The sequence below is a fragment of the Bacillus stercoris genome, from assembly GCF_029772985.1.
Lineage (GTDB): Bacteria > Bacillota > Bacilli > Bacillales > Bacillaceae > Bacillus > Bacillus stercoris.
On record NZ_CP121861.1, the window covers coordinates 2,041,275 to 2,054,204 of the forward strand.

Below are 12,930 nucleotides of genomic sequence, written 5' to 3' on the forward strand. Positions count from 1 at the left end.
TTAATTTTCTTCATTATAGGAATTTTCACGCCAATTTTCAATCTATCTATACGTGTTGAGGGGGGAAACAACAGAAAACTCTTTATATAAACGCACTGACACATCTTTTGGTTTCACAGAAAATGATTTTCCATGATGTCGGAGGGAATTGAAATGTTTTATAGAATGATAAGATAAAAACGAACCCTAGGAATTGAAAATAAACGACTGCTCATGTCGTCAAGTTTCTTAATTGATGTTTACATTTTGAATTGAAATTTAAAAAAAGATAAAATATTCACCAGGGACATAGGAGGGAATTACATGTCTATATATCATATGAAGGTACGTACAATAACAGGGAAAGACATGACACTTCAGCCTTTCACGGGAAAGGTACTGGTGATCGTGAATACTGCAAGCAGGTGCGGTTTTACTCCCCAATTGAAGCAGCTGCAGGAATTATATGATACATATCAGCAGGAGGGGCTTGAGATCTTAGGGTTTCCCTGCAATCAATTTATGAACCAAGAGCCTGGAGAAGAGGCTGACATACAGGAATTTTGTGAAACAAATTACGGTGTTACGTTTCCCATGTTTTCAAAAGTGGATGTAAACGGAAAAAACGCCCATCCGCTGTTTGTGTATTTGACAGAGCATGCAAAAGGAATGCTGGGAACTAAGGCAATTAAGTGGAATTTCACGAAATTTATAGTGGATAGAAATGGAGAAATCGTTGGCCGTTATTCACCAAATACAAATCCGAAAGAGCTGGAAGATGCTATCGTGAAGCTATTAGGGCAATGAAGAGGGTGTTTTTGTGAAGAAATTGAAGCAGGCAGAGCAAATCAGGACATGGGTTCAATCTATCCTGACTGGCGAAAGCTCTGGACATGATTATCATCATGTATCAAGAGTTGCAGATCTTGCTGTGTATATTGGAGAAAAGGAAAAAGCGGATTTGTTCATTGTTGAAACGGCAGCTTTGGTTCATGATTTAATTGATGTGAAGCTGCCTGACACGGTCAGGCTTTCTGTGAGCGAAGTGTATGATCAGCTCGTTTTTTTCGGGGTAGGAAAAGAGGATGCTGACAGAGTGATTCATATTATAACAAGGATGTCCTTTCGGGACAGGGGGAAATTGGCGAAGGAGCCGCTCTCAATTGAAGGAAAAGCTGTACAGGATGCTGACAGACTTGATGCGATTGGTGCTGTCGGCATTGCGAGAGCTTTCATGTTTGCGGGCGCAAAAGGGTATGGCCTTTATGGAGATGATCAAAGTGCCTACGCTCATTTTTTTCATAAGCTGCTGCGGCTGAAAGATATGATGAATACAGACACTGCACGGGAATTGGCAGAAGAAAGACACGATTTTATGCTTCAGTTTGTCCGCCAATTAGAAAAAGACATACCCGGGATTGATGCCAAAACGTCGTGATAGAAGGCTTGGAACGACTGTGATAGAATAAGTCACAGATATGCTATAGGAGGACGATCATGAAGATAAAATCAATTGAACCTACACCAAGCCCGAATACAATGAAAGTCATCTTAACGGAAGAGCTTCCGGCGGGCAAAAGCAATAACTATAAACCTGAGCAAGCAGAAGGCGCACCGCCCGTTATAGCGGAAATCCTTAAAATAGATGGAGTTAAAGGGGTATATCACGTCGCAGATTTTCTAGCTGTTGAACGGAATGCAAGATACGACTGGAAAGACATTTTACCGCAAGTCCGCACTGCATTTGGGATGAAAAGTGCTGAAAGCGCAGAAGAAAACCGCTCTGAACAAGAATCTTTTGGGGAGGTAAAAGTTTTTGTGCAGATGTTCAGCGGCATTCCTATGCAAGTTAAATTGACGGATGGGGAGCGGGAAGAGCGCTTCGGCTTACCTGAGCGCTTTCAGCAGGCGATCTTAAAACTCAGATCTGAAGCTTCAAATGTTGTGTTTGAGCGGGCCTGGAAAGAACAAGGTGTCAGATTCGGCGACTTTAATGAAATCGGCCATGACGTGACAGAAGAGCTTCAGGCGGCATACAGTGATGAACGGCTGAAACGACTGACAGAAGCAGCTGCTCAAGGAAAGAGCGAAGCAAAACAAGCAGTACAGCGCAAAGCGTATAAAGTAACGCTCGACATGCTTGATGATGAGGACTGGAAAAAGCGTTATGCGCATCTGGAACAGATGGATCCAAAAGAAGAGGATATCCCGGTTTTACAGAGGGCATTGGATGATCCAAAGGTGTCCATCAGAAGACAGGCTGTTGTGTACTTAGGAATGATTGAAACACCTGTTGTTCTTCCTCTATTGTATAAAGCACTTGAGGACAAAGCGGTCTCAGTCAGAAGAACGGCCGGAGACTGCCTGTCTGATATCGGCGATCCTCAAGCCATTCCTGCTATGATCAAGTCGTTAAGCGACTCCAGCAAGCTTGTTCGTTGGCGTGCGGCTATGTTCCTGTACGAAGTCGGCGATGAAAGTGCAATTGAAGCTTTGCGCGCTGCCGAAGATGATCCCGAATTTGAGGTCAGCCTTCAAGTGAAAATGGCGCTTGAGCGCATTGAACATGGAGAAGAAGCAAAAGGGTCTGTTTGGAAACAAATGACAGAGAGCAGAAAAAAGGGTGAATAGAGATGAAAAAGGTGCAGATCATGCACCTTTTTTATGTGAATTCACTTTTTATAAAAATTATTTCGAATATTGTTGAAAAATGTTCGAAAACTATTTATAGTAAGTAACAATATTAATAGTTGGAGGGTTCAAATCGACAGAAAGCTATATAAATATAAAAACACAAAAGAACAAACCAAGGCGAGGGCGGCCTTAAATTATCTTTTTTGCAAAAACAGCCCATAAATAAACTGAAAATTGTTAAAATAAAATCCAATCTAACAATTGAAAGAATTTAGGGGGATCACCATGGCAGAATTACGCAGTAACATGATCACACAAGGAATCGATAGAGCTCCGCACCGCAGTTTGCTTCGTGCAGCTGGTGTAAAAGAAGAGGATTTCGGCAAGCCGTTTATCGCGGTGTGTAATTCATACATTGATATCGTTCCCGGTCATGTTCACTTGCAGGAATTTGGAAAAATTGTGAAAGAAGCAATCAGGGAAGCAGGAGGCGTGCCATTTGAATTTAATACCATTGGAGTAGATGATGGCATCGCGATGGGGCATATTGGTATGAGATATTCGCTGCCAAGCCGTGAAATCATCGCTGACTCTGTGGAAACGGTTGTATCCGCACACTGGTTTGACGGAATGGTCTGTATTCCGAACTGCGACAAAATCACGCCGGGAATGCTTATGGCGGCAATGCGCATCAACATTCCGACGATTTTTGTCAGCGGCGGGCCGATGGCGGCAGGAAGAACAAGTGACGGGCGAAAAATCTCTCTTTCCTCAGTATTCGAAGGGGTAGGCGCCTACCAAGCAGGGAAAATCAACGAAAACGAGCTTCAAGAACTAGAGCAGTTCGGATGCCCAACGTGCGGGTCTTGCTCAGGCATGTTTACGGCGAACTCAATGAACTGTCTGTCAGAAGCACTTGGTCTTGCCTTGCCGGGTAATGGAACCATTCTGGCGACATCTCCGGAACGCAAAGAGTTTGTGAGAAAATCGGCTGCGCAATTAATGGAAACGATTCGCAAAGATATCAAACCGCGTGATATCGTTACAGTAAAAGCGATTGATAACGCGTTTGCACTCGATATGGCGCTCGGAGGTTCTACAAATACCGTTCTTCATACCCTTGCCCTTGCAAACGAAGCCGGCGTTGAATACTCTTTAGAACGCATTAACGAAGTCGCTGAGCGCGTGCCGCACTTGGCCAAGCTGGCGCCTGCATCGGATGTGTTTATTGAAGATCTTCATGAAGCGGGCGGCGTGTCAGCGGCTCTGAATGAGCTTTCCAAGAAAGAAGGAGCGCTTCATTTAGATGCGCTGACTGTTACAGGAAAAACTCTTGGAGAAACCATTGCGGGACATGAAATAAAGGATTATGACGTTATTCATCCATTGGATCAGCCATTTACTGAAAAGGGCGGTCTTGCTGTTTTATTCGGTAATCTGGCTCCGGACGGCGCTATCATTAAAACGGGCGGCGTACAGAATGGGATTACAAGACACGAAGGGCCGGCTGTCGTATTTGATTCTCAGGACGAGGCACTTGACGGCATTATCAACCGAAAAGTAAAAGAAGGCGACGTTGTCATTATCAGATACGAAGGGCCAAAAGGGGGACCTGGCATGCCGGAAATGCTGGCGCCAACATCTCAAATCGTTGGAATGGGACTCGGACCAAAAGTGGCATTGATTACGGACGGACGTTTTTCCGGAGCCTCCCGTGGGCTCTCCATCGGTCACGTATCCCCTGAGGCCGCTGAGGGCGGACCGCTTGCCTTTGTTGAAAACGGAGACCATATTATCGTTGATATTGAAAAACGCATCTTGGATGTACAAGTGCCAGAAGAAGAGTGGGAAAAACGGAAAGCAAACTGGAAAGGTTTTGAACCGAAAGTGAAAACCGGCTACCTGGCACGTTATTCTAAGCTTGTGACAAGTGCCAACACTGGCGGTATCATGAAAATCTAGCAGGTGAGGACACTTACTTCTGTATTTTAAGGCGTGAACATTTGAAATCCGGCCCTCTCTATAGTATCCTTTACTTCAGATGAAGGATACTAGAGGGGGCTTTTTTTATGTCAATGGCTTATGAAGAATACATGCGTCAGCTTGTCGTACCGATGCGCCGTGAGCTGACTGGAGCAGGTTTTGAAGAGTTAACAACAGCGGAAGAAGTAGAAAACTTTATGGAAAAGGCAGAGGGCACAACTCTTGTAGTCGTTAACTCTGTATGCGGCTGCGCCGCAGGCCTGGCACGTCCTGCAGCAACACAGGCAGTTCTCCAGAATGACAAAACGCCTGACAATACGGTGACTGTATTTGCGGGCCAAGATAAAGAAGCTACTGCAAAAATGCGTGAGTATTTTACTGGCCAAGAGCCTTCTTCGCCGTCAATGGCTCTTTTGAAAGGCAAAGAAGTTGTACATTTTATTCCGCGTCATGAAATTGAAGGACACGACATGGAAGAAATTATGAAAAATCTGACTGCTGCCTTTGATGCACACTGCTAAATGCCCGTTTTCCGGGCATTTTCTTTTTGGGAGTACAGAAGATGATAACAACAAGCTATAGACCGTCTGAACACACCATAAAAACTGCAAAGCAGCTATCTAAAGAGCTAAATATGCCATACTGCGGCCGAAATAAACAAACGGTTGAAAACCTGCTGAAGTCAGCTGAACGTGATTTGCTTGTGGTCGGCAAAGAGCGATTTGAGCTATTTACGAAACAAGGTGCCAAATTCTTTTTTCATCCGAATACTGCGATGTTCAGAGCCAAACGCTTCTTACGCGGTGAGCAAGAGCCGATGCTTCGGGCTGCCGGTTTATCGGAAGGGGATACGTTTTTAGATTGCACACTCGGGCTGGGGTCAGATGCCATTATCGCAAGTATGGCGGTAGGCGAAACGGGGTCTGTGGTTGGGGTGGAAAAAAACCATCTTGTATCCGTTTTAGTGAGGACGGGGCTGCATTCATGGGAAACAGGTATAGAAGAGCTTCAAGCAGCGATGAGAAGAATCCAGGTGAAGAGCGGTGATTGCTTAGAATACATCAAGCAGCTTCCTGACGGCTCTGTTGATGTGGTTTACTTCGATCCAATGTTTCATGAACCTGTAGAGACCTCTGACGGTATTGCGCCTTTACGCGATTTGGCTGAGGATTCCGTTTTGCACGAAGAGTGTATCAAGGAAGCGGTACGTATTGCCAGAAAAAGTGTTGTGCTAAAAGACCACTGGAAAAGCCCGCGGTTTGAACAGTTTGGTTTTCATGTCATAAAAAGAAAAACAGCACTGTTCCATTATGGTGTCATTCAGGCAAGTAAAGAAATCCCGTGATTCATATCACGGGATTTTCTGTTAATCGGTGACTTCCATGACGACAAAGTATAACAATGTCAAGAGTGAAACTGTGGCAAACAGAGCGTCAATCATGCGGAAAGCCTCCTTTCACAGAATATTGTAAGCGTTTTTACACAAAGTGCATAGCAACGAATCTCCTAATTTGTGTATCAGTTTCATATAGTACATGACTTGAATGTTTTGGATGTGCTAAAATAAGAGAAACATGACAATAAAATAGAGAGGAATAAGCAGTCATGAAATTGTGGATGAGAAAGACCCTTGTGGTTTTATTTACCATTGTGACGTTCGGGCTCGTATCTCCTCCGGCTGCTCTTATGGCGGACAAGCCTTCCGGACAGCCGAGCAGTCTTGAGCAGAATGATTACACCGCTTTTTATGATGAGCATGACCTGTACGATGATGAGTCGGATGACAGGCGAGATCCTGAACTGCTTTTTCAATCGTACAAGGAACAGCTCCTTGACAGCGCTGAGGATCAGTCCTTTTTAAAATTCGGCAGCAGAATCGCTCCGGTCATTGAAGATGATTATCGGAAAGAGATCCTGCCAAAAATCGAAAATGTGATTAGTGATTATTTAGCGACATTTCAAGATGATGAGGCGTATCAAGATGTTGTGATCTCAAGCATGCCTTCAGCAGGCAAAACGGAAAAAATATTCAACGTTTACCATCGGACAACTGGAGAAGATCTTCTCAGATTCCATGTGCGCAGAGACCATCCGCCTCATGACGGCTACTGGTTTAATTTTCATTATCATACAGCAGAAGATGGATTTCAATCACATCATGAGCTTGGGAGCATTTACTGGGACCGCAACACGCCTCCCAACTGGATGAGTGCCTAAAGGAGATGCCATTAGACATGAAAAAGTACACAATGAATGAAATGGTCAATATAACAAAAGATATGCTGAATAAACGGGGCGTTATGATAGAAGATATTGCACGCATTGTTCAAAAACTTCAGGAAAAATACAATCCAAACCTGCCGCTCAGTGTTTGCATGGAGAATGTAGAAAAAGTCTTGAACAAACGTGAAATTATTCATGCTGTTTTGACAGGACTTGCACTCGATCAGCTTGCAGAACAAAAGCTTCTCCCCGAACCGCTGCAGCATCTTGTTGAAACAGATGAACCGCTTTACGGCATAGATGAAATCATCCCGCTTTCAATCGTTAATGTGTACGGGTCGATCGGCTTGACCAATTTCGGTTATTTGGATAAAGAGAAGATTGGTATTATTAAGGAACTTGATGAAAGTCCAGACGGTATTCACACCTTTTTGGATGATATTGTGGCAGCTCTTGCTGCAGCAGCGGCGAGCAGAATTGCGCATACGCATCAGGATCTGCAAGATGAAGAAAAAGAACAGGATGAAAAGCCTGTCGTCAGCTGACTATAAAAAAATCATTTCTGAACCCAGGAATGATTTTTTATTGTGTTACACTACAAGAAGACTACTTTTAAAGGATGAAAAAAATGAAACAGTATAAGGATTTATGCAGACATGTTTTAAAGCAAAAAGGGGCGGTCAGCGTATGATTTCATTTATTTTTGCGATGGATGCCAACAGGCTTATCGGCAAAGACAATGATTTGCCGTGGCATTTGCCCAATGATCTTGCATACTTTAAGAAAGTAACATCGGGCCATTCAATCATTATGGGCAGGAAAACATTTGAATCGATCGGACGTCCGCTTCCAAATCGGAAAAATATTGTCGTCACATCAGCGCCGGCTTCAGAATTTCCGGGATGCACGGTTGTCAGTTCGTTACAGGATGTACTAGATATTTGTTCAGGCTCTGAAGAATGCTTTGTGATCGGAGGGGCTCAGCTCTATACGGACCTGTTCCCTTATGCGGACAGACTGTATATGACGAAAATTCATCACGAGTTTGAAGGTGACCGTCACTTTCCTGAATTTGATGAAGGGGATTGGGAACTGGTTTCTTCTGAGCAGGGGATCAAGGACGAAAAAAACCCTTATAATTACGAATTTCTCGTGTATGAAAAAAAGAATTCTTCTAAAGCGGGAGGATTTTAATTGGTTCGCTACAGCTTTCTAGTGGTTTATATTGTGTATATGCTGTTGAAAAATATGAAACAATTATTTAATCAAACAATGCTCGACCCTCGTCTGTCATATAAAAAACAGATGACTCTTGTGTACGAACAGCCAAAGGCATTTTTGGAAGGCTGTATTGGCATCTCCGGTTCAGTTGTGACAATCCATCAGCCAGAGCCAATCCCACAAGGTCCTGTTTTGTATGTGCACTCTCGTTTGCGCTTGGCTGAACTGGCCTTAATTGCTGGATATATTGAGGAACCAGCCGGCTTTATCGCCAACCCAAAAGTGTTCCGCTTGCCTTTTATCGGGCAATGGCTGGATCGGATGGATGTGATTTCAGACGGTCATTCAGAGAAGGTATATGAAAATGTGACAAAACAGCTGGAAAAGGGGCAAAGCTTGATTCTTTCACTAGATGGTTCTATTGATCCTGTAGAACTTGCAGCCCGCTATCAACTTCCGTTAGTGATGGTGGAAACGAAAGGAACAGAGCACCTGCAAAAGGGGTCGCTTTTTAAACGCTTAAAACCAGCCGACATTGAATTGTCCTTTTCAAAAGCTTATATACCTGCCAATGAAAAACAATTACGTGCATAAAAAAGCGCAGTCGTTAAGACTGCGCTTTTTTGTTACGAAAGGAACGGCACCTTTACACAATAGAAAAGCACGCAGAAAAACATAGCAGCGCTCCCGCCCAATACGAAGCTGTGCCAAATGGCGTGATGGAAGGGAATCTTTTTCCAAATGTAAAAGATGGTTCCGACAGAGTATAGAATGCCGCCGAGAAAAAGAAGGCTGAATCCCGCTCCGCTCAGCGAAGCATATAAAGGTTTAACCGCAATAATCATCAGCCAGCCCATGATCAAGTACACTATGGTTGACAGTAGGATAAAGCGTTTCACGAAGAAAATTTTAAAGACAATTCCACCCAGGGCAAGTGACCATACGATAACCAGCAGGGTAAAGCCGAGTGTGCCTTTCAGCGGTCCGAGTAAAAAAGGCGTGTAGGTTCCTGCGATGAGTACGTAAATCGCGCTATGATCGATAATCTCCAAAATGTCCTTCGTCTTTTTATGTGTGATGCTGTGAAGCAGTGTAGAGCTCAAATATAACAGCAGCATAGAGACACCGAAAATCGTAAAGCTGACAATGTCCCAGGCAGACCCGTAATTAGCCGCGAATATGATTAAAAACACTAAAGCAGGGATGGATAAGAGTACACCAATGCCGTGTGTAATGGCATTGGCGATCTCTTCTTTCATTGTAAACAAGTGCATTCTCCTTTCGATCGCTAAATCATTTGATTTTTTAACGTCTCTATAAAGCGCAAGCCCTCAAAGGTAATTTTTGTGCCGGCGCGTCCGCGGCTTTTGGTGACATAGTCTTTTTTCTCCAAATAGTCAAGACGGCTTCTGACCTGCTGCGGCGTTAACGAGGTTTGGGTATTTTTGCTGTGTTCAGAAATGATCCGTCTGCTGGCAGGTTCTCCTTTTTCGTTCAATACTTTTATTGTTTCCAAAATAAACAAAAACTCAGCTTTTTCCATTAAAGTCAGCAGCTTTGCTTTTTTCTTCGACGTTTTTCCGTCTATCGCGCCTCTAATATATGGCGGCAGGTCATGTGGATGAATCGTTCCCCCGCTTGATACTGCCGCCATATAATCTGCAGCGTTTTTTAATTCCCTGACATTGCCTTCAAATGTATGCTGCTCAAGCACCGGAAAGACAGAGGGGTCGATTAACAATTGCTGCCCGGAATTTGAGAGGAAATATTGTGTCAAAAGCGGTATATCGCTTTTTCGTTCAGATAATTCGGGCAGTGTGAGCGTCAAAATGTTCAGCCTGTAAAATAAGTCTTGCCTGAAGGAATGTTCCACGGATCCGTCTGCAGAAGCACAGATCATTCGCGGCTTCTCCATGTCTGAATCAAACGCTTTTAACAGCTGAGCTTGTACAGAAGCCGGCATGCGCCATACTTCATCAAGAAAAAGGGTTCCTCGTGCCGTTTTGTGAAAAGCACCTGAGTTTCCGTTAGGACCAAAAAGCTCATGCATAAGGCTTTCTTCAGAATGCGTGCTGCAATTGACGCTTATAAACGGTTCATTGCTTCTCGAAGATTCTAAGTGTATGGCATGTGCGAAATGATTTTTGCCTGTTCCGATTTTTCCTGTTATTAAGACAGGAAGCTCAGATAATGAGAACTGCTTGGCGATTCGCTTTGCTTCCAGGAAAGTTTGATGTTCTCCGATTAGTTGTTGAAAGGTATTGAGTTTTGGTGCGCTATTCATCAATTGGCTCCTTTTGGTTCTAATTGGTTTCATTATATCATGCCTTTTGGCTGAAAACACCCTTTATTTTACGATCATCTTTTTTCTTGAGTCTGCAGGATAATGGTTAAACAGAAGTTTCCACGAGATGTGGTGGACATAGTCTGTATTTTTTTAATTATTAAATAAAAATAATTGTCTTATTTTTTGAATATTCGTGTTATAATGGCATATTAAATAGGGATTTAAAACAAGAAAGGAATCTGTACATGAAACCGTTGTTGAAAGAAAACTCTCTCATCCAAGTGAAAGACATTTTGAAGGCTCATCAAAACGTAAAGGACGTTGTCATTCACACACCTTTGCAGAGGAATGACAGACTTTCTGAGAGATATGAATGCAATATCTATTTAAAACGTGAAGACTTGCAAGTTGTTAGATCTTTTAAGCTCAGAGGGGCTTATCATAAAATGAAACAGCTTTCCAGCGAGCAGACAGAAAACGGAGTGGTGTGTGCAAGCGCCGGAAACCACGCGCAAGGCGTGGCATTCTCGTGTAAACATCTTGGCATTCACGGAAAAATTTTTATGCCGTCTACTACACCGAGACAAAAAGTATCTCAAGTTGAACTATTCGGAAAAGGATTTATCGATATTATTTTGACAGGCGATACGTTTGATGACGCGTATAAAAGTGCCGTAGAGTGCTGTGAGGCGGAATCTCGGACGTTTATCCATCCGTTCGATGATCCGGATGTGATGGCCGGACAAGGGACGCTCGCAGTCGAGATTTTAAACGACATTGATGCAGAACCGCATTTTCTTTTTGCAAGTGTCGGAGGCGGCGGCCTTCTCTCAGGGGTAGGTACATATTTGAAAAATGTGTCTCCTGATACAAAGGTAATTGCTGTTGAGCCGGCGGGAGCGGCATCCTATTTTGAATCAAACAAAGCTGGGCATGTCGTCACACTTGATAAAATTGATAAGTTTGTAGATGGGGCAGCTGTTAAAAAAATTGGAGAGGAAACCTTTCGGACGCTGGAATCTGTTGTTGATGACATTCTCCTTGTTCCTGAAGGAAAAGTATGTACATCCATTCTTGAATTGTATAACGAATGTGCGATTGTTGCTGAACCGGCCGGAGCTCTTTCTGTCTCAGCGCTTGATTTGTACAAGGATGAAATTAAAGGAAAAAATGTGGTGTGTGTGGTCAGCGGGGGGAATAACGATATAGGAAGAATGCAGGAAATGAAGGAGCGATCCTTGATTTTTGAAGGTCTTCAGCATTATTTTATCGTCAACTTTCCGCAAAGAGCGGGGGCACTCCGCGAATTTCTTGACGAAGTCCTAGGGCCGAATGATGACATTACAAGGTTTGAATATACGAAGAAAAATAACAAAAGCAACGGACCTGCTCTTGTTGGCATCGAGCTGCAGAACAAAGCCGATTATGGGCCGCTGATTGAACGGATGAACAAAAAACCGTTTCATTATGTAGAGGTGAATAAGGATGAAGACTTATTCCATCTGCTGATCTAATTTTTTTCGCAACCGCGCAAAATGACAGACAGCTAGGCTGGCATCATATATAATAGAAGAAAAACAAAAAAAGAGGATTGATAGCTTGTTACTCAAAAGCCTAGAGTTCAAACGCGATGACGGGATTCAGGTGAAAGTGACAGAAATACCTGTATTAAAGGAAGATGAGCACTATTTCTTTATGTTACATCACCATTTGCAATTCTACTTAAAAGAAGTGTTTTCATCAAACAGCAGGGCAAAAGTGTATTCTTTCCGACATTATATGAAGCGCCGGATGAAGTGGGCAGATTATCAGGCTGTTTTTCATCAAGAGGTGTTAAAGCACAACGCATAACATGCCGTTTTTACCTGTATGTCCTCCTTTGTAATCGTTAATGGGAGGCATGCAGGATTTTTTTTGCTCAGTATCGAATACAAATATGGGACAGTAAGGACAGGCTTTAGAAAGCGTTTTTATGCTGGCTGAAAGGATGAATGTCATGAAGGTTATCAAAGGTTTAATGGCTGGGCTGTTTTTTCTGCTTTTGTGTGCCTGCGGAGAACAGCAGATTAAAAATCCACTCAATTACGAAGTGGAGCCTTTTACATTTCAAAACCAAGACGGCAAGAACGTTTCATTAGAGAGTTTAAAAGGAGAAGTATGGCTGGCGGATTTTATTTTTACCAATTGTGAAACTATATGTCCGCCAATGACCGCTCATATGACCGATCTGCAAAAAAAACTGAAAGCCGAAAATATAGATGTCCGTATCATATCATTTAGTGTTGATCCAGAAAACGATAAGCCGAAACAGCTGAAGAAATTTGCCGCAAATTATCCATTATCGTTTGATAACTGGGATTTTCTCACCGGATACAGCCAGAGTGAGATTGAGGAGTTCGCACTTAAGAGCTTTAAAGCGATCGTAAAGAAACCTGAGGGAGAGGAACAAGTGATTCATCAATCATCTTTTTATTTGGTGGGCCCGGACGGTAAGGTGCTGAAAGATTACAATGGAGTTGAGAATACACCGTATGATGATATCATTTCTGATGTGAAGTCAGCCAGTGCACTCAAGTAGGCTAGGAGACTAGGCATTTGCAAAT

General features: G+C 43.1%; 15 protein-coding genes. 13 read left to right on the forward strand and 2 right to left on the reverse strand.

Annotated features, from left to right (window positions below; translation table 11 throughout):
• The first annotated feature begins 303 nt into the window (after window positions 1–303).
• The 10 genes from QA442_RS10820 to QA442_RS10865 all read left to right on the forward strand — a co-directional run bounded on the left by QA442_RS10820 (window position 304) and on the right by QA442_RS10865 (window position 8,634).
• A complete protein-coding gene (locus tag QA442_RS10820) occupies window positions 304–786 on the forward strand; it encodes a glutathione peroxidase (RefSeq protein ID WP_071580501.1) in 483 nt (160 codons plus the stop codon).
• Between the two features lie 13 nt (window positions 787–799).
• Complete coding sequence (gene hdhQ, locus QA442_RS10825) at window positions 800–1,417, forward strand: Mn(2+)-dependent (deoxy)ribonucleoside pyrophosphohydrolase (RefSeq protein ID WP_071580502.1); 618 nt, start codon at window positions 800–802, stop codon at window positions 1,415–1,417.
• 59 nt (window positions 1,418–1,476) lie between these two features.
• A complete protein-coding gene (locus QA442_RS10830; RefSeq protein WP_095431547.1) occupies window positions 1,477–2,610 on the forward strand; it encodes a conserved virulence factor C family protein in 1,134 nt (377 codons plus the stop codon).
• A gap of 288 nt (window positions 2,611–2,898) precedes the next feature.
• Window positions 2,899–4,575, forward strand: a complete 1,677-nt coding sequence (gene ilvD, locus QA442_RS10835) for a dihydroxy-acid dehydratase (protein WP_040082837.1) — start codon at window positions 2,899–2,901, stop codon at window positions 4,573–4,575.
• 107 nt (window positions 4,576–4,682) lie between these two features.
• On the forward strand, window positions 4,683–5,117 hold the full coding sequence (gene brxA / locus QA442_RS10840; RefSeq protein ID WP_003230794.1) for a bacilliredoxin BrxA: 435 nt from the start codon (window positions 4,683–4,685) through the stop codon (window positions 5,115–5,117).
• A 41-nt stretch (window positions 5,118–5,158) separates the two neighbouring features.
• A complete protein-coding gene (locus QA442_RS10845; protein WP_095431548.1) occupies window positions 5,159–5,941 on the forward strand; it encodes a class I SAM-dependent methyltransferase in 783 nt (260 codons plus the stop codon).
• A 260-nt stretch (window positions 5,942–6,201) separates the two neighbouring features.
• A complete protein-coding gene (locus QA442_RS10850) occupies window positions 6,202–6,813 on the forward strand; it encodes a YpjP family protein (RefSeq protein WP_095431549.1) in 612 nt (203 codons plus the stop codon).
• Window positions 6,814–6,830: 17 nt separating this feature from the next.
• Window positions 6,831–7,364 carry a phosphatidylglycerophosphatase A family protein gene (locus QA442_RS10855; protein ID WP_040082840.1) on the forward strand — a complete coding sequence of 178 codons (534 nt, stop codon included), beginning with the start codon at window positions 6,831–6,833 and terminating at the stop codon, window positions 7,362–7,364.
• Window positions 7,365–7,506: 142 nt separating this feature from the next.
• Window positions 7,507–8,013: a dihydrofolate reductase DfrA gene (gene dfrA / locus QA442_RS10860; protein WP_095431550.1), complete on the forward strand. Its 507-nt coding sequence runs from the start codon at window positions 7,507–7,509 to the stop codon at window positions 8,011–8,013.
• The gene (locus QA442_RS10865) at window positions 8,014–8,634 is read left to right on the forward strand and encodes a lysophospholipid acyltransferase family protein (RefSeq protein ID WP_095431551.1); all 621 of its coding nucleotides are present in this window, start codon (window positions 8,014–8,016) and stop codon (window positions 8,632–8,634) included.
• A gap of 32 nt (window positions 8,635–8,666) precedes the next feature.
• Here the strand turns inward: QA442_RS10865 and trhA are convergent, their stop codons facing one another.
• Both trhA and QA442_RS10875 read right to left on the reverse strand, forming a co-directional pair.
• A complete protein-coding gene (gene trhA / locus QA442_RS10870; protein ID WP_014664329.1) occupies window positions 8,667–9,308 on the reverse strand; it encodes a PAQR family membrane homeostasis protein TrhA in 642 nt (213 codons plus the stop codon).
• A gap of 20 nt (window positions 9,309–9,328) precedes the next feature.
• Entirely contained in the window at window positions 9,329–10,324 is a 996-nt protein-coding gene (locus QA442_RS10875) for a sigma 54-interacting transcriptional regulator (protein WP_014664328.1), read from the reverse strand.
• 248 nt (window positions 10,325–10,572) lie between these two features.
• Between QA442_RS10875 and ilvA the strand changes: the two genes are divergently transcribed.
• From ilvA to scuA, 3 genes are all read left to right on the forward strand, one after another.
• Window positions 10,573–11,841, forward strand: a complete 1,269-nt coding sequence (gene ilvA, locus QA442_RS10880) for a threonine ammonia-lyase IlvA (RefSeq protein ID WP_069149749.1) — start codon at window positions 10,573–10,575, stop codon at window positions 11,839–11,841.
• Between the two features lie 85 nt (window positions 11,842–11,926).
• Window positions 11,927–12,178, forward strand: coding sequence for a DUF2535 family protein (locus QA442_RS10885; protein ID WP_014480066.1), 252 nt, complete (start codon window positions 11,927–11,929; stop codon window positions 12,176–12,178).
• Window positions 12,179–12,323: 145 nt separating this feature from the next.
• Window positions 12,324–12,905 (forward strand): cytochrome c oxidase assembly accessory protein ScuA, encoded by a 582-nt coding sequence (scuA, locus tag QA442_RS10890; protein ID WP_095431647.1) that lies wholly within the window; start codon window positions 12,324–12,326, stop codon window positions 12,903–12,905.
• The last annotated feature ends 25 nt before the right edge of the window (window positions 12,906–12,930 follow it).